Below are 19,540 nucleotides of genomic sequence, written 5' to 3' on the forward strand. Positions count from 1 at the left end.
TTGGGCGCGGACCCTTCCCTTCCATGAACCAGACAAACCGGAAAATCGGCTACATCATTGTCACCCATGGCGAAATCGGCGCGGCCCTTTTGAGCGTGGCCCGTTACATTCTCGACAAGCCGCTTGAACACTTCACCTCGGTGCATGTGCCCTTCATGAGCGAGCTGCCGCACCTGCGGGAAAACGGTTGCAAGACCCCTTTCGCCACGCGCCAGCAGCTGATCAGGGAAAAAATTCTGGCGGCGAAAAAACAGGTCGATGGAGGCGGGGGGGTCATCGTCCTCACCGATGTGGTCGGCGGCACCAGCTTCAGCGTGGCCCGCGAATTACTCGGGCCGGAGGAGGGGGTGCTTATCGCCGGGGTGAATCTGCCCATGGTGCTCAAGGCCGGCGAACTCAAGGACAGAAGCCTTGCCGAGGCGGCGACTGAACTGGTGGAACGCTCGCGCAAGGCGATCATCAAGCGGACTCCCGGCGCTGGCGGCTGAGGAATTGCGGATGCCGCCGCAATCGGAAGGGTGGAAATGTCAGGCCCTTTCACCAAAAAGAGCTGTCCCGACCCGAACCAGGGTTGCCCCCTCCTCGACAGCCACCTCAAAGTCGCCGGACATCCCCATGGAGAGCTCTGGGCGCCGCCCGTCGCGAAAAAGCCCCTTTCCGGCAAGCTCTTCCGCAAGAAGGCGCAGCTCTCTAAAATAGGGGCGACTTGCCTCCGGGGCTTCCCCAAGAGGGGGCATGGTCATGAGTCCCGTGAGGACGAGATGCGGAAAGCGGCCCAGCTCCCGGCAGAGCTGCTCGGCCTCCTCGGGGAAAACCCCGGCCTTCTGCGCCTCTCTCCCCACGTTGACCTGGACGAGAACCGTTAGCTCCCGGTCGAGCTCGGCAAGGCGCTTTTCCAACGCCTTTGCCAACTTGAGACTGTCCAGGGTTTCCAGGCAGGCGAAGAGTTCCGCCGCCACCTTGGCCTTGTTGCTCTGCAGATGGCCGATGAAATGCCAGCCGGCTCCCCTTCCCGCCAATTCCGGGGCAAAAATTTTCTCCTGTGCCTCCTGGAGATAGTTCTCCCCGAAAAGCCGCTGGCCGGCAGACAGGGCCTCGGCCACGACGGCCACGGATTTACGCTTGGTCACCGCGACAAGCCGCACGGAGTCAGGGTCTCGGCCCGCCCGGCGGGCCGCTTCGGCAATGCGATCCTTGATTGCACGGATATTGTCGGCAATAACTCCCATCATCGTCATTCATCCTTGAGAGAAAAAAGCTTCAGCGCGTTGCCGGTGGTCTGCCTTGCCACCTCCTCCAGGGAGACCCCCTTCAATTCGGCGACATACTGGGCGGTATAAAGCAGATACTGCGGCTCGTTGCGCTTTCCCCGATACGGGACAGGCGCCAGATACGGGCCATCTGTTTCCAGAAGCAGGGCGGAGAGCGGGAGGCCGCGCACGGCTTCCCGCAGCATTCCCGCCTTGTTGAAGGTGACAACCCCGGGAATGGAGATATGGAAACCCAGGCCAAACACCTGCAAGGCAAAAGCGGCGTCTCCCGAGAAGCAATGCATGATGCCGCCGGCGGGAAAAGGGGCGGCGGCCCGGAGGATGGCGAGGACATCTTCATGGGCCTCGCGGTCATGGATGATGACCGGCAGGTTCATCTCCCTGGCCAGGGCCACCTGTTTGACGAAATGTTCTTTCTGCACCGGGATCGGCGCATACTCCTTGACATAGTCGAGCCCGATCTCGCCGCAGGCGACAACCTTTTCATGCCGGCAGAGTTCTCGCAGCCTGTCATAGGCCTGCCCGGCGGCGAGCTCTTGGGCATGGTGGGGATGCACTCCCACGGTGGCGAAAACACCCTCATGTCTTTCCGCCAGGGCAATGGCTTTTTGAGAACTTGCCAGGTCGATACCAACCGTGATGATCCTGCTCACCCCGGCCCCACGGGCCCTGGCAAGCACATCGGCAAGATCGTCTTCGTAGTCGGCCATGTCCAGATGACAGTGGCTGTCCAGCAAGGAAACACCATTGCCAAGGCAAGGCAATGGCCTGTTTTTCTTTTTTTTCGACACGACAATCCTCCCTGGCCGCTGTTTCTAACAGTTTTTCCCTCTCCGCGCAAGAGCGGGCTGCCGCGCGGCGGCAGGGACGAAACTGTTTGACAAACGCGACAAGAACAGACTATTGTTTGTTAGAAATTCCAATACCTTCCGTAACAGTATCCGAAACGACTCAACTTTTTTCACAGCAGAACCATGCCTTCACCGGTTTTTGATGCCATTTTCAGCAGACGCAGCATCCGTGAGTTCACCGGCCAGGAGGTCGCCGCCCCTCTCCTGCACGAGATCATCACGGCGGGGATCTGGGCTCCTTCCGGCCTCAACAACCAACCGTGGCGTTTCGTGATCATCCGGGATGCCGGCGTACGCGCGCAACTGGCCGGGCAGACCCATTACAGCCACATCGTTCTTGCCGCGCCGGCCCTGATTGCCGTCTATCTGGATCAAAACGCCATGTACGACCCCGTGAAAGACGCCCAGTCAGCCGGGGCCTGCATCCAGAACATGCTGCTCGCCGCGGAGGCTCTGGGGCTCGGCGCGGTCTGGCTCGGCCAGATCCTGAAAAACAAGGAAGAGGTGCGGCGGATTCTCGGTCTTGCTGAAACCCTCGACCTGATGGCGGTCATTGCCGTTGGCTACCCGAGCCGCCGCGATCAGCGATCCCGACGCAACCCCATTGCGGACTTTATCGTTAAAGAGTTATAAGCAAGATATTTTCTTTTAATTTTTAGTTTTCAGGAGGATTTCCCATGACCATGCCACGTATTCGACTCATCCCCCTTCTCCTTGGCGCCGCCCTGACCATGACAGGCCTGGTCGGCCTGTCCGGTTGCGCGGAATTGGGCCTGGGCGGAGGCAGCGACCAGGAAATGGCCAGCGCCCCCCTGGGAGGGCCGGCCGAAAGCCAGCCTTACTATGCGAACGAGTTCAGTGATCTTCTGATCCCCAACGAACTGAGCTGGGATCGGGAAAAAAGCATGCTCATCCGCACCGATTCCTTTGCCGGCGGGGTGCTGCATTATTCCGGCCGGGTGGAGATCACCTCCGTATCGGACTTTTTCATCAACACCATGCCCAAAAACGGCTGGAAGCTTGTCGGCTCTGCAAAATACCGGAAGGTGCTCCTCGCCTTCGTGAAACCGAACAAGACCTGCACCGTCCAGGTGAGCGAAAATGAGTTCGGCCTCAAGACCGATGTTGCCGTGTATATCACCGAGGATCTGACCGCGACCGGCTCCGGCCAGACGGCGCCTTCCTCAAGCCCCTTTATCCCCGGTCTGTGATGGGATTGGATAAGGCATGTCCTTTCTGACGGAAAAAAGAATCCTCCTCGGCATCACCGGCAGCATTGCCGCCTACAAGGTCGCCGACTGGATCCGCGCCCTGCGCCGGGAAGGCTGCGAGGTGACGGTGGTGATGACCGAAGCGGCCTGCCGGTTCATCAGTCCCCTCACCATGGCGGCCCTTTCCGGCAATCAGGTCCACACCGGCATGTTTGCCGGGGAGGGCGCGGAAAAGATTCCCCATATCAACCTGGCCAGGCAGGCCGCCTTGAACCTGATTGCGCCGGCCTCGGCCCAAACCATTGCCAAGCTGGCACATGGCCTGGCGGAAGATCTGCTTTCAACCGTGATCCTGGCCTCCACGTCACCAACCCTGGTCTGCCCGGCCATGAACAGCAACATGTATCAGCATCCGGCCACCCAGGCGAACCTGGCCACCCTGCGCACTTACGGCTATCATCTTCTCGCCCCGGCCTGCGGCCCGATGGCCTGCGGGGAAGAAGGCCCGGGCCGCCTGGCGGAATGGGACGAAGCCAGGCAAGCCATCCTGAAAATCCTTGCGCCCCAGGACCTGGCCGGGGAACGGATCCTCATCACCGCCGGACCGACCAGAGAAGACATCGACCCGGCCCGTTTTCTGAGCAACCGCTCCACCGGGAAAATGGGCTATGCCCTGGCCGCGGCCGCTGTCCAGCGCGGGGCCAGGGTCAGCCTTGTGAGCGGGCCCACCGATCTTTGCCCGCCGCCAGGCGTTGTTCTCACCAGGGTTATCAGTGCCGCGGAAATGCACCGGGCGGTCATGGAGCGGAGCGGAGATGCCTCCATTATCATCAAGTCTGCCGCCGTTGCCGATTACAGGCCAGCGGAACCCACGGATCACAAGATAAAAAAGGGCCGGATATCGCCCAATCTTCCTCTCCTTGCCAACCCCGACATTCTCCTTGAATTGGGGGAGCGCAAGCGGCAGAGCGGGAAATTCCCTCTTTTGGTGGGCTTTGCCGCGGAAAGTCGCGATCATCTCGCGGAAGGGGCAAAGAAATTGAAAGAAAAAAATCTCGACCTCATTGTCATCAACGATATCGGCGGAAGTGAAACAGGATTTGCCGCGGACACCAACCGGGTGACACTTCTTGACGCAAATTGCACCCGCGAGGAGCTGCCGCTTTTGAGCAAGGAGGAAACCGCCCACCGGATTCTGGACAAGGTGGTCGGCCTTTGCGGCGAAAAGCGCTAGACTACTTCTTTTTCAACCGACGCAAAATCGCGTCGTGTATTTCCGGATAGAGTTTTTTTGAACAATCCGGGCAGATCCCATGGCTGAATTCAGCCTGGGAATGTTTGCTGATATACTCCTCGATCTGACTCCAGTAGCCTTTGTCATCCCGAATTTTCTTGCAGGAGGCGCAGATGGGCAGAAAGCCGCTGAGCACCTTCACCTCCTGCAGGGCTTTGCGCAGTTCCTGAATCAGGGTTTCCTTTTCCGCCTCGGCCTTTTTCCGCTCCTCTATCTCGGCAAGCAGCCTTTCGTTTGTCGCATCGAGCTGATCCGTGCGTTCCCGGATCTTTTTTTCCAGGTTGAAATAGATATCCAGGTACTTGTGGGTTGCCTCATCATATTCCTCCCTGGTCAGACGCAATTCATTGCCGAGGTGACGCACCTTGGTTTCAAGCTCGACTATCTGCCGGGTTAATCCTTTCTCTGGAATACTCATGCCACCAGAAATCCTTTTGCTTCAATTTTCGCAATCTCATCCCTGGCAACTCCAACGATGCAATCAAGGGCAAAGGGTTGCAAGCCCAAATCATCGGCATACCTGGTGACGATCTCCCTGTCGGCAAGGGTCAGAGCAACGTAACCGTATCCCTGTTCAAACATCAGGTAATCGGCGATGAAGATGGTTTTCGCAAACCGCCGATGTTCGGGATGGGCTTTTTCGGGATTGTGGTGGAATCCGATTCCTTCCATGAGTTCCGCTGGGAAATTCCACCGCTCGGCCAATGCCTTGCCGATCAGGGCGTGATCGTAGCCAAGAGCGGAAAGCTCGGAAGCCGTTAGGGGTTGCCGCTTTTCCTCGGTGTCATGGATGAGCCGCAGGAAATCCTGGTGCAACAACTGGTCCTCGACAATGACCCCGATGTCGTGCATGAGTCCAGCGGCATAGGCGTTGTTGCCCTTCTCCCCGAACTCACGGCGGTAGATGGACTTCGCCAGAATGGCGACCGCCAGGCTGTGCCGCCAGAGGTGCGATCGGGAATAGCCGCAAACCGGCTTGTTGCCGCCGCTGTATAGTTCACTCATCTTCTGGGTGAGAACGATCTCCTTGAGCGCGTCAAATCCGATCCAGATCAGGGCCTGGTCGATATCACTGATAGTTCGCGAGGATGCATAATAGGATGAATTGGCAACGCGAAGGATTTTCGCGGCCAACGGGGGATCGACCTGGATAAGCCGCTTCAGATCATTGGGACTGGCGGCGGGATCGTTGATCAGCGAAAGAATGCCGCTGACCGTTCCCTTGATGGAGGCAATGGTGGAGGACTCAACGAGATCAAGCAATCCAGACAAGGTCACGGTAGATTTCTGTTCGAGATCCATGCTTGGCCCGTTATCTCCGGAAGAGGTCAGCAGAGAGAGCCGCCGACGACGCCGCTGCTCTCCCTGCGAAAAGAAGGTTTCACCACCGGCGATTCTCCCACACGGTTAGAGGATGGGTCCCACCTTGTCGCCGCGCCGGACGTCATGGGAACTTTTGCCGGTCACCACCCCGGCCGCCGTGGTCGGAGTCACCCGCAGAACAATCAACTCAGCGGAATTCCGCCGTTCGGTCGAGTCTTCCGCATCCCTGACAAAAAGCCGATCTCCCGGGGAAAGCCCCTGGTTCTTGCCGATGTCCATATAGACGATGTCATCCGCCCCGGCAATCTGCCGCATGAGGTGCACCGCCACCACAGATCCCTTTGCGGAGACGGGTCCGTTTTGCGCATACCTGGCCACGATGGTGGGCCGCTCAGGCACGGGCCCCAGGACATCACCCTCCCGGAGTTCGGCAAAGGAACGTTTGACAACCGCCTGCTGTTGCAGAGAGTCCACGGAAACGATCTCGATGATGGCGATGTCGGCCAGGAGATGGCCCGGACTTTTTCCGGTATAGGTCAGGGCATCGACCTTGCCCATGTCCCGGTACACGCCAAACTGCTGGCCGACCCGCGCCCCGAGCGCGGCGATGACGATTGACTCCCCGTAACCGGAGTGCTGCCATCCCTGCTTGGTGTCAAGAACCTTGCCGTCCTTCGGGATATCGTTGCTGACAATGCCAATGCCACGGTCATAGTATTTACCCAGCTCATCGGGGGCAGCGACCTCCTCATCGACGGCGGGAAGATCCTTTTGCACGATCTTGACCGGCAGGGGCTCAATGGCGGAAAGGTCGATGCCAGTCCTTTCTTCAGGCCTGGCCACCATGGTGTCGCTGCTCACCGGAGGGGTCTCGACGTCGGGCGCACCGCCGAGCATGGGGATTTTCACGATCTGGCCGGGAGCAATCCGGTGCGGATTTTCAATATCAGGATTGATCTTCCAAATTTTCGGCCAGAGCAGAGGATCTTTCAGGTAGCCGTCGCTCAAATCCCAAAGAGTGTCGCCTCGTTTCACCTGATGGGTGGTTGCATCTTCCGCCAGTACGACCCGGCTGTTCCCCACGGATAAGGCGCATGCAATAGCCACAGCAGTTGCAACAACTTTTTTCATGTTCTGCTCCTAAGTAAAAGAGTACAGCAGTAAGCGTCTGCATACCAACAACAAATCATAACGACAATGCAATATTGCAGTTTAATAACAAATACGCCATGTTATTATGAATTGTCAACAAGATGATATGTTTTTCGCTTCACCATGCCCCGATACTTGGCAAATCGCCCATCTCCAAGGCCTGGTCAGGACGGTCAGCCCTGGCAGGGAAAGCTCTCTCTCACCGTGGCGGCTGAAACCCTCGCAGCCGGAGGGCGTTGGTGACCACGGACACGGAACTCATGGCCATGGCACCGCCGGCAAGCATGGGGTTGAGGGTGGGCCCACCGAAAATGAAGAGAAGCCCCGCCGCCACCGGAATGCCGATGATATTGTAGGCAAAGGCCCAGAAGAGATTCTGTTTGATGTTGCGCATGGTCGCCCTGCTCAGGGCGATGGCCGTGAGCAGGGCTTCAAGATTCCCCTGCATGAGAACGATGTCGCCGGATTCGATGGCAACATCAATGCCGGTCCCCATGGCTATGCCGAGATCGGCCTTGGCCAGGGCGGGCGCATCGTTGATGCCGTCTCCCACCATGGCCACCACCTGGCCTTCCGCCTGCAGGGCAGCGACGGTTTCTGCCTTGTGATCCGGCAGCACCTGGGCGACCACATCGCTGATCCCGGCCTGGGCGGCAATGGCCCTGGCGGTGGCTTCGTTGTCACCTGTCAGCATCACCACCTTGAGCCGCATCCCTTTCAGCCTTTGGACAATAGTCGCGGCTTCTGGCTTGATGCGATCGGCAATGGCGAGAACAGCGAGCAACCGGCCATCTTCGGCGGCGTAGAGGGCGGTTTTCCCAGCGGCGGAAAGACGGCTCGCCACCGGATCAACCAGCTGGGCGTCAAAGGCAATCCCTTCCTCAGCCATGAATTCCCTATTGCCGAGCAGGATTCTTTTTCCCTGACAAAGGGCGCGAACTCCGCGGCCGGAAACGGCCTCGAACTCCTCGGGCATCTGCGGGTCAAGGCCGCGTTCCTCCGCCGCCTTGACGATTGCCTCGGCCAGAGGGTGCTCGGAACCGCTTTCAACACTGGCCAAGAGTCGCAAAACAGCATGCTCGTCGAAATCGGCAACCATGGGAACGATATCCGTCAAGGCGGGCTGGCCATGGGTAAGGGTGCCGGTCTTGTCAAAAACCACGGCCGTGACCCGCTGCCCGATCTCCAGGGCCTCGCCGCTTTTAATCAGAACCCCGAGCTGCGCGCCCCTGCCGGTGCCGACCATGATGGAGGTGGGAGTAGCAAGGCCCATGGCGCATGGGCAGGCGATGACAAGCACGGCGATGAAAATGCGCAGGGCAAATGAGAAATCCGCCTGCCCCAGGAAATACCAGGCAAGCCCGGAAACAACGGCAATGGCCATGACGATGGGCACAAAATAAAGGCTGATCCGGTCGGCCAGATTGGCGATGGGGGCCTTGGAGCCCTGCGCTTCGCGAACCATTCTGACGATCCTGGCAAGCATGGTGTCCTGCCCAACCCTCTGGGCCTGCAGATGGAGAACCCCATTTTTATTGAGGGTTGCTCCGACCAGCGCATCCCCTTCCGCCTTGCCCACCGGCAGACTCTCGCCGGTGAGCATGGACTCGTCGACGCTGGAGCGCCCTTTCACCACCAGACCATCCACCGGAATCCTTTCACCTGGACGCACCAGCAGGATATCGCCCGGCTTGATCTGTTCAACCGGAATCTCCACCTGTTCACCGTCCCTGAGCAAGGTGGCCGTCTCGGGGGCAAGCTCCATCAATTGTCGGATCGCGTCGGATGTCTTGACCTTGGAGCGGGCTTCCAGATATTTCCCCAGGGAAACAAGGGCGATCAGAACCCCGGCGGATTCAAAATAGAGATCCATCACCCGCACCATGGCATCGATGCCAAGGTATATTTCCACAAGGTTCCAGGTGCTGTAGACGAATGCGGCGCCCGTGCCAACGGCGATGAGGGAATCCATATTTGGCACCCCCCGGAACAAACTCGGAAATCCGACAAGATAAAAATTACGCCCCAGCCAGAGGACCGGCAGAACCATAAGAAACTGGATCAGGGCGAAGTTGAACGGAGCATGGTGCGGGGCAAGAAAAGGGGGCAGAGGCATGCCCAGCATCTCCCCCATGGAAAAAATCAGCAGGAGCCCGGCCAGTACCAGGGATGGAACAAGCCGTCTGCGCATGGCGGCAAGCCTGGCAAGGGCTTCCTCCTGCTGCCCGGAAAAATCGGAGCGTCCGTGCCCGCCGCGCATCTCAGCGGTAAACCCCAGCCTGGCGATGGCCGCAAGGATCTCGACCTCGCCAATCGTCTCCGGGGCATAAACCACCACCCCGGTTTCGGAAGCGAGGTTCACGGAAATTTCCGCCACACCCGGCAGTTCCGAAACCACCTTTTCAATCCGGGCGGCACAGGCGGCGCAATGCATCCCCTTGATGGCAAAATCCGCGCGCATTGCCGTGGAAGGCGCCACAAGCTCAAAGCCCAAGGATTTCACCTTTTCGGTAATCTCGGCAAGGGTAATCTGAAGCGGGTCCCAGCTAAGGTCCATGCTCTCAGTGGCCAGATTCACGGAGGCCCTCTTGACGCCGACAAGGGCGGAAACCACCTTTTCGATTCGTGCGGAACAGGCGGCGCAATGCATGCCTTTCACGGCAAGTCGTAAATCCCTGGTAGACTCTTCCATGATTTTCTCCTGAAAAATTATTCAGTTCTGCACTTCCATGGGTTATAGATAATTTAGGGTTGCGCGCAAAGTATTTCGGTATACAATCTTTTGCTTACACATCAGTCAACCGTCGCAAACACAAGCAAATTCGATGCAAGGAGAAGTCCATGCCGACCGTAAAAATCAAGGGAATGCGTTGTGGCCACTGTGTAGCCTCCGTGACAGAAGCGCTGGAAAAAATTGCCGGAGTCAGCGGAGTGACGGTCAGTCTTGAAAAGGGCGAAGTCACCTACGCGACAACCGCGGCCGTCAGCCAGGAAGAGATAAAAAGTGCCATCAAGGCCATCGGTTTTGAGGCGGAATAGCGGGAAGTTTCAGGGATTGCGGACCGGGTGCGTCCGCTATCCCTGCCTTTCCGGAACTTACCGCGCCATTGACTGAATCCGTTGCCGTAACCTCGCCACAGAGGGCGGAATCCTTACCGACTGCCCGCTGATGGTTTCGGCAGCCTGGCCGTAAAGATTCTCCGTCGCCCGCCGGTCTGCCTGTAAAACCGAACCCTCCAGAGCCGCGCCGACGAAGACCCCTTTGCTGCGGGAATAGGAATAGATTTCCGCATTGAGCTGAAGATCCGTTGCCGCCTCAAGATGGCGGCCCACCGGGCCGGCCGCCACCGAAGCGTCGACGCCCAGGGTGAATTTGCCGTCGCGCACCGCGTAAAGCCCCCTCCTGTTCTTGAAGACAAGGACCACATCGGTGGACTGCAGGCCGAACTGCCAGCCAAGGCTGCCGCTCAGGAAATTGACCAGGAACGGCAGACCCCATTCGCCGTTTTCATCGCGACCGACCATGATTCCTGTTCCATGCCGGCCCGCCACCATGAAACCGATTTTCACCGCTGCCGGGATGACGACCAGGGCCTGGGCCTCACGCAAGAGCACGGGGGGGATGCTCTGCTCGGGGATTACGGACAAGGCATCGAGAACGGCGCTGGCCGCCTCCACTTTCTCGACCTCGACCTCATGGCTCCACCCCGGGACGGGCAGCAACAGAGCCGTCACAGCAAGGGCTGCGCAAATCAACATTCTCGGGATTTTCATAGCGGTTCGTCCGACGATTGTTTATAAGACCATGGTTATGGAGGGATGCCTCTTAAATGCCTCATAATTCGCGGTTCTATCATCTTCACTGTGCACGATCAATTCCACATTGAGGCAATGGTACCTGCCTGTTTTGCTCACATTGGAAAAGGTGATCAGGCACTCCCGATCCTGGAGCACGGCCCTGACGGCCCCGCGGATCTCCTCCTGGGTAACGCCGATCAGCTTATAGACCCAGCGGCAGGGATACTCCAGCTCCAGTCTCTGCTGACAGGCGTTGCGTATGAGTTTTTCCATTCTATTGCCCGTTACAGCCCTCGTTTTGGGCCACTCCTTGTTGCTTATCGTATTTTCGCTTTTTTTAGCGAATATTTTCCGCCGGCAAGGGGATTATCCCGCAAGCCGGAAAGACAGGAACCGGATAGAATCTTCGTGATCCCCTTTTTCCGTTTCGCGCCCCCCATTGGCGGGGTACTGTTTTTTCTGTTCAATTTGCCTCGGATTCCCGTTATATAAGATTATGTGTCCGTAATTTAAAAATTCCGACAGGAAAAGGAAATGCGCAAAACACGATCTTTTTACTGCTCCCTGCTCCTTCTCTGGGCCGTGCTGACTCCTCCCGCGTTGGCAGCGGAGACGACCGACCATTTTGCCTTGGGTCAACAGTACTTCGGCGCTGAAAAATATGATAATGCCTACAAGGAATTTTACCAGGCCTTTCTTGAGGACCCGGCAAACACTGAGATAAGTTTCCACCTCGGCCGCGCCGCCTTTGAGTCCGGTCGTTTCGAGGAGGCGATCATGGCCTACGACCGCGTCCTCATCATGAATCCGGAGGCGCCCCGGGTAAAGCTGGAACTGGCCCGCGCCTACCTTGGCCTGGGGGCCAAAGAGGTCGCCAAGCGCTATTTCAAAGAGGTTCAGGCCACCAACCCTCCGCCCCAGGTATGGAGCAACATCGAAAAATTCCTGCAGGCAATCGAAGCGTCTGAAAAACGTCACTTTGTAAACGGTACCTTCAGCCTGGGCATGAACTGGGACGACAATGTCCGCCTTGCTCCGGTGGATGACCGTCTTTCCATCGGCCTCTTCGAGTTCCAGCTCACCGGGCCGTCCGCCATCCCGCAGGATGACCATATCTACGACACCACCCTGCTGCTGAACCATATCTACAAACCGGAAGAGAAGCCGTATACCTGGAAAACGACCGGCGTCAATTACAATGCTTTCTACGAGCGGCAGTACGATCTCGACATCAACTATTTCGGTCTCAACTCCGGCCCGGTTTTCCAGGGAGAGCGCTACCTGTTCGACGTTCAGGCCCTGGCAACCCATATCGATGTCGAGCACGACCGCTACTTGAGCTCCTGCGGATTCTCCAGCAACGCCACCCTTATCGCCCTGCAGAATTTTCTGCTGACCGCTGGCCTCAAGGTGGAAGAAAAAAACAACTACACCGACGACGGTCGCGACGGCACCAATGTCGTCTTCAATGCCGGCCCCATTCTCCTTCTCGGCAAGAACCGTTTCAGCCTGGACTTTGCCAGGGAAACCGAACGCACGGAAAACGAATTCAACAGCTATGGCCGTTTCAGCTGGAAACTCCGCTACGACCGGGAATTGCCGAAAGAAATGGCCTTGTTCGCCAGCCTGCGCTTTCTGCTCACCGACTATGAAAGAATGGACCCCCTGTTCAATGTATTCCGCTCCGACGAGGTGCAGGAGCTGGGCCTTGGCCTCTCAAAACTGCTCTGGCAGGATCCGGCCAAAAACCGGGCCCTGATCGCCCAGCTTTCCCATGCATATACTGATTCACAATCCAACATGGATCTGTATACGTACAAGAAAAACGTCACCACGCTCAACCTCACCATTGCCTTTTAAGCGCCCCCACAAGGAAACTGCCATGAGACACCACCGCCTCTTTTTGCTCTTCCTCATCAGCGCTGGTTTTTTCTTTTCCCCCTGGGACTCCGTCCAGGCCCAGAGTGAAGACGCCGTGGCCACCGTTGTTGCCTTGCGCGGAGAAGTGCTTGCCGTCAACAAGGCAGGCAAATCCAGGAAACTTGCCATGAAAAACCCCATCTATCAGGATGACACCATCAATACCGGGGAAAGAGGGCGGGTTCAACTGATGTTTACGGACAGCACCCTGATCAGCCTGGGCAACGCCAGCAAGATGAAAATAGCTGAATTTTCCTGGCAACCGGAGAAAAACAGAGGCGCCCTCAAGACCCAGATCCAGGAAGGTGCTTTTCGGGTGATGGGCGGCGCCATCACCAAGGCTTCCCCGCAAAACTTCAAAACCGAAACCCCCAGCGCCACCATCGGCATTCGAGGCTCCATGTATTCCGGCGTGGCAAGCCCTGAGAAACTTTCCGTGGTCTTCCAGGGCGGCAAGGGCATCGAGGTGTCCAACGCCCTGGGCACGGTGGTCATCACCAAACCCGGCTGGGGCACCCATGTGACAGGCAACCAGCAACCCCAACCGCCGACCAAGTTCACCTCAGCGGATCTTGAAACCCTCGATCAAGCCCTGGCCGGAACCGGTGTTAACGGCGATGAGCAGACCGCGGCTGATGGGGAGACAGCAGCGCCCGAAGCGGAGGGCGAGGAGGAGGGGCAGGCAACCGATGGGGATGCGGCCGCCAGCGAAGAGCAACAGACCGACGAGGCCGCCCCCGCTGAAGAAGGAGCAGCGCCGGCCGAAGAAGAAGCTGCCCCTGCAGAAGATGACGGCACTTCTGCCCCCATTGACGATACCGTGGCCACGCCCGAGGAGAGCGCCCCGCCGGCCACGGAAACGGTGAGCACGGACAGCGTCGCCACGGATACCACCACCACGACCACTCTCACCACCACGGTGACAACGGTGACTCCCCCCCCATCCCTGCCGCCCACCAACGAACTGCCCTCGGCTCCGACCACCACCACGACCACGACCAGCCTGCCCACGGAGGGGATTGCCATCTTTAGCGGCGGCCTTTCCGGTACCGGCACGAATTATTTCGACGGCACCACAGAAACCATTGTCGGCGATATGCACATGGAGGTGAACTGGTACAACAAGAAAGCCTTTGGCGCAGTTTTTGACCCCAGCACAACATCCGGCGAGCTGGAGGGACCTCCGGTCTTCTTCTTCGGCACCGTGACCGGCACAGGGCTTTCCGGCATCAAAATCTTCGGTTCCGGCGGAGACCCGGACCTCTATGAAATCTCTTTCATCGAGGGCAGCGGTTCAGGACTTTTCGTCGGTACCTCCTTCGAGTATTCCAATCTCACGGCCAGCGGCTACGACTACCTGATTAAACCGCTGGACCAACCGGTCATCAGCTCCTGGCAGGTGCAGGCTGCAACCACCAAACAGCCGCAGGACCCCGTCGATGTCACCTCCCCGAGGGGCAGTGCTCTCTGGCAGGGCTTCGTGGTCGGGATCAGCGAGGACATGAGCGACCCGAACAATGCCAGAAGGATTTTCATGAATTCGGCGCCCGATCAATTTTCCATGACCGTGAACAAGGATGCCGGCACCCTCAGCGGCACCATCAACACGGACTATGACATGAACGGTTACCCCAACCAGAGGATCACCGGCCTTACGGTGGGCGGGGCTTACGGCTCAGCCTACATTACCGATGACATGATGGCGGCGATCCTCGGCTGCTCAGGCGGTTGCGTGGACAGCGCCACCCTCAAGCCGCACGGCAACTACCTCGTCATCGAGGATCCCGCCAACCAGTTCTCCCCCTATTTCACCTGGGGTTACTGGGAAATAGCCTACACAGACCCGAACGACTCGACCCCACGTCACGTGCATGTTCCTCATTCCATGTGGCTCTCCGGCAAACCAGCGACCGATGCCGTGATCAGGTCCGGATTCGCCGGCACGTACAGCGGTTATGCCGTGGGCAGCAAAATTGACGTCAATGGAGTCCAGCATCTGAAGGGGACCTGCAACCTGACGGCAGACTTCAACAGCAGCACCGTGAGCGGCAACATCTCCTTTCCCGATATCGCCACCCTGACCCTTGGGCCGACCTATGTCTTTGATTCCAGCCCGACCGGCAACTCCTTTACGGCCTATCTGGGTGGCGACGGCACCTCCGGCAACGTCAACGGCACCTTTTACGGCGATCTTGCCCAGGCCGTGGGCGGCAACTTCTATTCAGCCGGCAGCGGCAAACAATATGTGGGCATCTTCGGCGGGAACCGGAAGTGAACCCTTGCCGGCAACCCCCATGCTTTCCCGCCGGAGTGCCGGCAAGTCGCTGAATGAACCCAAACAGACTCCATAAACTTCTCACACCCTCGCCCTTCAAGATCGGCTGCCTGGTCGTCCTGGCAGCCGTCCTGCTCTTCTACTCCTTTGACCAGCAGAAACCGGCCCTGCTTTCCACCTTTGACAACCGGCTCACCGATGCCATGTTCCGCTGGCGGGGCGTCACCCCCCCCAACGAACCCATCGTGATTATAGATATCGACGAAAAAAGCTTGCGGACCCTGGGCCAATGGCCATGGCCCCGCCATCAGGTCGCCAGAATGGTCGAATGCATCGGTTCCGCCGGTCCCAGGGCCATCGGGCTGGATATCGTCTTTGCCGAATCGGACCGCACCTCGCCGAAGAATTTCCTGACCGAGCTGCAGCAATTTCTCCCCCGGCCCATCCCGGCGCAAACCCTTACGGAGCTCAAGGGCAACCCCAACCTGGACCACGACATCACCCTGGGCAATGCCCTGGCCAACACCCCCTCGGTTCTGGGGTATGTTTTTCAAACCAGGAATGACGGTCTCAAAAACGAAGAGGAAACGCCCTTTCCCTCCAGCCTGATCCGACTGGAACCGAGCAGCTACCGCTACGAAGACCTCTTTCTGCTTCCGGCATACCGGGCCATCATCAATGTACTCGAGGTGGCCCAGGGACGGAGCGAGGGATTTTTCAACGTCTTTCCTGATGCGGCCGGCACCGTGCGACGGGTGCCGCTGCTCATGGAGATGGATGGAGTGCCCTATCCATCCCTCGCCCTGGAAATGGTGCGCATCGGCCTTGGCCTTGAGGAGATCACCATCCATGTTTCGCAAAAGGTGCAAACCGCAAAGAAAGGAATCCTGGGGGTACAGATCGGCGACAAATTCGTGCCCACCGATGAACAGGGCCAGATCGCCGTCAACTTCCGCGGCCCGGAACGCACCTACTCCTACATCTCCGCCCTCGATGTCCTGGAGGGGAGAAATCTTGATGCCATCAAAGGCAAATATGTGCTGATCGGCACCTCGGCCGCCGGCCTCCTCGACCTCCGGGCCACCCCTTTTTCCAATGTTTTCCCCGGAGTCGAGGTGCATGCCAACATCATCGGCAACATCCTGACCGGCGACCCCTTCACCTACGACATCTTTACCGAAAGAGGCCTGACCCTGACCCTCATCATGGTCGGCGGCCTGTTTCTCACCGCTCTTCTCGCCTACAGCAGCCCACTGGCCGGCGGCCTTGCCGGCCTGCTGGTAATCGAAGCGACCATTGCCGGCAACTACTTTATCTTTTTTAAAAACCATACGATCATCGGCCTTACCTACCCGCTGCTCACCATCTTTGTCGTCTTTCTCCTCGTCACCCTCTTTAATTTCTTTTTCGAGGGCCGGGAAAAACGCTTCATCAGCAAGGCCTTTGGCCGCTATGTCTCGCCCCAGGTCGTGCGTCAGCTCACCGAACATCCGGAAAGGCTCTCCCTGCGCGGCGAGCAGAAAACCCTTACCGTTTTATTCAGCGATATCCGGGGGTTTACCACGATTTCCGAAAAGATGGATTCTGAGGAACTCGGTCAGTTCATGAACGAGTACCTGACCGCCATGAGCCAGATCGTCATGGCCCATGGCGGCACGGTGGATAAATTCATCGGCGACGCGGTCATGGCCATCTGGGGTGCGCCCCTTGATGATGCGGAGCATGCGGCCAACTGCGTGCGCGCTTCCTTCAAGATGCTGGCCAGACTCGATGAACTGCGGCCGCATTGGCGGAAACGGCAGCTGCCCCCCATCGACATCGGGGTCGGCATCAACACCGGCGTCATGAGCGTGGGCAATTTCGGCAGCGACCAGCGTTTCGACTATACGGTCATGGGCGACAACGTCAACCTTGCCTCCAGGCTCGAAGGCTCCAACAAGACATACGGCACCAACATCGTCATCTCCGAATTCACCAGGCTGGCCCTGGGCGACGATTTCTTTTGCCGCTATCTCGATCAGGTCCGGGTCAAGGGCAAGGACCGGCCGGTGAAGATCTATGAACCCATCTGCGAGGGCGAGCCGCCCCCTGCCATCCGCCGCGAGGTCGAGGAGTTTGAGGCCGCCCTGCGACTATACAGGCAACGCTCCTTTTCCGAGGCCAGGGAGCTGCTCCTGGGCCTGAACAAAACCTCCCCCCGCAAGCTCCATGACCTCTATCTTTCGCGCATTGAGCATTTTCAAGGAAATCCGCCGCCGGAGGAGTGGGACGGCAGCTTCACTTTCACCAGCAAGTAGCCGCGGCAAGGGCTTTCCCAGGCCATTCTTTTCCGGCAGGCGTCGCAACTTGCTTTTTTTCCCATGCAACCTCAGGTATATTGGTAAAAACATTCTTCCTTCATTAGGTAAGTCCGGGAGCATCACCATGGCTGAAACACCGATCTACGATCTTGTCATCATCGGCGGCGGCCCCGGCGGCTACACTGCCGGGATCTATGCAAAACGCGCGGCCCTAAACACCATCCTCATCGAAAAGGGGGCGCCGGGCGGCCAACTCAACAACACCGACGAGGTGGAAAACTGGCCCGGCACCGTAAAAATCAACGGCGCCGACCTGGCTGTCCGGTTTGCCGAGCATGCCGCCTCCTACGGCCTGGAAACCCTGACCCGGGAAGTGGTCGCCCTTGAGCCGGGACTCGCGCACCATACCGTCAAACTCGACAACGACGAGCAGATCAAGGCCCATGCCGTGATCCTCGGCACCGGCGGCAGTCCGCGCAAGCTCAACATTCCCGGCGAGGACAGGAACTACGGCCGCGGGGTTTCCTATTGCGCCGTCTGCGACGGCTTTTTTTTCCGCGACAAAACCGTGGTGGTGGTGGGCGGCGGCGACTCCGCCCTGGAAGAGTCTCTCTACCTCGCCAAACTCGCCAGACGGGTCTATATCGCTCATCGGCGCGATGCCTTCCGGGCCGGCATGATTCTGCAGGAACGGGTAAAAAAGGAGGAGCGGATCACGGTTCTCTGGAATACCGTCATCAACGAGATTGTTGCCGATGAAACCGGGGTGAACTCCGTGATCAGCGAGGATACCGGAACCGGCGAACGGAAAACCGTCGCCACCGACGGCGTTTTCATCTTTATCGGCTTTGAGCCGAACAACACCCTGGTCCCGGCGGGGACCAGGATGAACGCCAACGGCTATGTGGTGACCGACGAGAAATGCGAGACGAACAACGCCGGGATCTTCGCCATTGGAGACTTGAAGGAAAAGTATTTCAAGCAGATCATCACCGCCGCCGCGGATGGCTGCACGGCGGCCCTTGCCGCCGCCCATTACGTGGAGAGCAAAAAGGCGACCCTGTAGTTGCCTGGTCCAGAAAAACGATATTTCTTATGCGGAACCGAACCGTTAGGGGAGAAGTGCAATGAGCGACGGCATCAAACTTGAGACCATGGGCAAAAAAATCACCGTCAAGCTGGTGGACGGTACCATCATCCGGGGCTTGGTGAATCTCAACAGCGACACCATGCCCGTGGACCGGGTGAGCGATCTGCTGACCAAGGGCCAGTATCCCTTCATCGTGGTCTATGGCACCACGGTGGGCGGCAAGAAGGATCAGGTCTTCATCATCAACAAAACCCAGATCCTCTGGGCGGCTCCGGCCGAAGACGAAGGCAACTTTGTCTTTTAGCCCCATCTCGCCCCCTCACCGCCCTGCCTGCCCCTGGCCGCAGACCATGACCTTGACTCCGGCACGAAAGATCACCTCGATCCTGCTGGCGCTGATTTTCTTTGTCACCAGGCCCAGTCCGAAATCGGGATGCTCGATGAGGTCCCCCTGGGCGAAGGTGGCGGTCATGGCATAGGGCAGCGCCCCTTCCGGGCTTCTGCCGGCAAGGACCTCTTCATAATGAGCGGCTGCCTTCATCTCGGGGCTCACCCTGCCGCCGCCCTTGCCGCCGCTCACCTTTCCCCCCCCCCCGCGACGCAGTACGCCGCTTTTCTCCGCCGCGGGCGGCCGGTAGTTATGCCGGCCGTGGCAGGTATTGCACTCAACCTTGGCCACCCTTCCGCCCAGCATGGCGACGATGGTGTGGTTGGTGATGGTCTTGCACTTGAGACAGCGGGAATCGATTTCGTCGCCTGCGGAATGGGTCTTGTCACTACTCACGGGAAATACTCCTCGAAAAAGCCAGCACGCGAAAAACTCACCTTGCGCGGAATTGACGGAACAGGGGCGCAAAAGCAGAGAGATCCCCTGCTTCCGCGCCCCGACGAGGCTCCTATATAGTATGAAATCGACCGGAAGGCCAGCGGGATTTTCCAGCCAGAGGCCAACGCCTTGACTCTTCAATTTTATTTCATTGCATTAACCGAACAATCGGGTATAGTGATTGAAATAGTATATCAAGTAGAAGCAAATTCCTCATAGGTTATCCTCG

Annotated in this window: 19 protein-coding genes; 10 read left to right on the forward strand and 9 right to left on the reverse strand. The window is 58.3% G+C overall.

Features of this window, described 5'->3' with window-relative positions; all coding sequences use genetic code 11:
• The first annotated feature begins 23 nt into the window (after positions 1–23).
• A complete protein-coding gene (locus tag ACUUL3_RS06855) occupies positions 24–488 on the forward strand; it encodes a PTS sugar transporter subunit IIA (RefSeq protein WP_448555840.1) in 465 nt (154 codons plus the stop codon).
• Positions 489–527: 39 nt separating this feature from the next.
• Here ACUUL3_RS06855 and ACUUL3_RS06860 read toward each other — a convergent pair whose 3' ends face one another.
• Together ACUUL3_RS06860 and ACUUL3_RS06865 are read right to left on the reverse strand one after the other, a co-directional pair.
• Positions 528–1,238: a YggS family pyridoxal phosphate-dependent enzyme gene (locus ACUUL3_RS06860; protein WP_448555842.1), complete on the reverse strand. Its 711-nt coding sequence runs from the start codon at positions 1,236–1,238 to the stop codon at positions 528–530.
• Positions 1,235–2,062: a TatD family hydrolase gene (locus ACUUL3_RS06865; RefSeq protein ID WP_448555844.1), complete on the reverse strand. Its 828-nt coding sequence runs from the start codon at positions 2,060–2,062 to the stop codon at positions 1,235–1,237. The genes ACUUL3_RS06860 and ACUUL3_RS06865 overlap by 4 nt, the downstream gene beginning before the upstream one ends.
• A gap of 183 nt (positions 2,063–2,245) precedes the next feature.
• Here ACUUL3_RS06865 and ACUUL3_RS06870 point away from each other — a divergent pair, with 183 nt between their 5' ends.
• From ACUUL3_RS06870 to coaBC, 3 genes are read left to right on the forward strand one after another with little or no spacing between them, the layout of a single operon-like run.
• Positions 2,246–2,755, forward strand: coding sequence for a nitroreductase family protein (locus ACUUL3_RS06870; RefSeq protein WP_448555846.1), 510 nt, complete (start codon positions 2,246–2,248; stop codon positions 2,753–2,755).
• Between the two features lie 44 nt (positions 2,756–2,799).
• The gene (locus ACUUL3_RS06875; protein WP_448555847.1) at positions 2,800–3,333 is read left to right on the forward strand and encodes a hypothetical protein; all 534 of its coding nucleotides are present in this window, start codon (positions 2,800–2,802) and stop codon (positions 3,331–3,333) included.
• Positions 3,334–3,349: 16 nt separating this feature from the next.
• On the forward strand, positions 3,350–4,567 hold the full coding sequence (coaBC, locus tag ACUUL3_RS06880) for a bifunctional phosphopantothenoylcysteine decarboxylase/phosphopantothenate--cysteine ligase CoaBC (protein WP_448555849.1): 1,218 nt from the start codon (positions 3,350–3,352) through the stop codon (positions 4,565–4,567).
• A gap of 1 nt (position 4,568) precedes the next feature.
• On the opposite strand, the gene ACUUL3_RS06885 is transcribed toward coaBC, so the two are convergent.
• The 4 genes from ACUUL3_RS06885 to ACUUL3_RS06900 all read right to left on the reverse strand — a co-directional run bounded on the left by ACUUL3_RS06885 (position 4,569) and on the right by ACUUL3_RS06900 (position 9,794).
• Entirely contained in the window at positions 4,569–5,045 is a 477-nt protein-coding gene (locus tag ACUUL3_RS06885) for a hypothetical protein (protein WP_448555851.1), read from the reverse strand.
• Positions 5,042–5,929, reverse strand: a complete 888-nt coding sequence (locus ACUUL3_RS06890) for an HDOD domain-containing protein (protein ID WP_448555853.1) — start codon at positions 5,927–5,929, stop codon at positions 5,042–5,044. Before ACUUL3_RS06890 ends, ACUUL3_RS06885 begins: the two co-directional genes overlap by 4 nt.
• A gap of 105 nt (positions 5,930–6,034) precedes the next feature.
• Positions 6,035–7,081, reverse strand: a complete 1,047-nt coding sequence (locus ACUUL3_RS06895) for a LysM peptidoglycan-binding domain-containing protein (protein ID WP_448555855.1) — start codon at positions 7,079–7,081, stop codon at positions 6,035–6,037.
• Positions 7,082–7,301: 220 nt separating this feature from the next.
• Positions 7,302–9,794, reverse strand: a complete 2,493-nt coding sequence (locus ACUUL3_RS06900; RefSeq protein ID WP_448555857.1) for a heavy metal translocating P-type ATPase — start codon at positions 9,792–9,794, stop codon at positions 7,302–7,304.
• A gap of 149 nt (positions 9,795–9,943) precedes the next feature.
• Here ACUUL3_RS06900 and ACUUL3_RS06905 point away from each other — a divergent pair, with 149 nt between their 5' ends.
• Positions 9,944–10,141, forward strand: a complete 198-nt coding sequence (locus tag ACUUL3_RS06905) for a heavy-metal-associated domain-containing protein (RefSeq protein WP_448555859.1) — start codon at positions 9,944–9,946, stop codon at positions 10,139–10,141.
• Positions 10,142–10,198: 57 nt separating this feature from the next.
• On the opposite strand, the gene ACUUL3_RS06910 is transcribed toward ACUUL3_RS06905, so the two are convergent.
• Together ACUUL3_RS06910 and ACUUL3_RS06915 are read right to left on the reverse strand one after the other, a co-directional pair.
• Entirely contained in the window at positions 10,199–10,837 is a 639-nt protein-coding gene (locus ACUUL3_RS06910) for a lipid-binding SYLF domain-containing protein (protein WP_448555861.1), read from the reverse strand.
• A gap of 60 nt (positions 10,838–10,897) precedes the next feature.
• Positions 10,898–11,173 carry an HP0495 family protein gene (locus tag ACUUL3_RS06915; RefSeq protein ID WP_448555863.1) on the reverse strand — a complete coding sequence of 92 codons (276 nt, stop codon included), beginning with the start codon at positions 11,171–11,173 and terminating at the stop codon, positions 10,898–10,900.
• A gap of 261 nt (positions 11,174–11,434) precedes the next feature.
• Between ACUUL3_RS06915 and ACUUL3_RS06920 the strand changes: the two genes are divergently transcribed.
• The 5 genes from ACUUL3_RS06920 (at position 11,435) to ACUUL3_RS06940 (ending at position 18,789) form a co-directional block, all read left to right on the forward strand.
• Positions 11,435–12,760: a surface lipoprotein assembly modifier gene (locus ACUUL3_RS06920; protein WP_448555865.1), complete on the forward strand. Its 1,326-nt coding sequence runs from the start codon at positions 11,435–11,437 to the stop codon at positions 12,758–12,760.
• 22 nt (positions 12,761–12,782) lie between these two features.
• Complete coding sequence (locus ACUUL3_RS06925) at positions 12,783–15,095, forward strand: transferrin-binding protein-like solute binding protein (protein ID WP_448555867.1); 2,313 nt, start codon at positions 12,783–12,785, stop codon at positions 15,093–15,095.
• A gap of 53 nt (positions 15,096–15,148) precedes the next feature.
• Complete coding sequence (locus ACUUL3_RS06930; protein WP_448555869.1) at positions 15,149–17,392, forward strand: CHASE2 domain-containing protein; 2,244 nt, start codon at positions 15,149–15,151, stop codon at positions 17,390–17,392.
• 127 nt (positions 17,393–17,519) lie between these two features.
• Positions 17,520–18,461 (forward strand): thioredoxin-disulfide reductase, encoded by a 942-nt coding sequence (trxB, locus tag ACUUL3_RS06935; protein WP_448555871.1) that lies wholly within the window; start codon positions 17,520–17,522, stop codon positions 18,459–18,461.
• Between the two features lie 61 nt (positions 18,462–18,522).
• Positions 18,523–18,789, forward strand: coding sequence for a hypothetical protein (locus ACUUL3_RS06940; protein WP_448555873.1), 267 nt, complete (start codon positions 18,523–18,525; stop codon positions 18,787–18,789).
• Between the two features lie 15 nt (positions 18,790–18,804).
• Here the strand turns inward: ACUUL3_RS06940 and ACUUL3_RS06945 are convergent, their stop codons facing one another.
• Complete coding sequence (locus tag ACUUL3_RS06945) at positions 18,805–19,269, reverse strand: hypothetical protein (RefSeq protein ID WP_448555875.1); 465 nt, start codon at positions 19,267–19,269, stop codon at positions 18,805–18,807.
• Positions 19,270–19,540: the final 271 nt, after the last annotated feature.

The sequence above is a fragment of the Thiovibrio sp. JS02 genome (assembly GCF_053485635.1).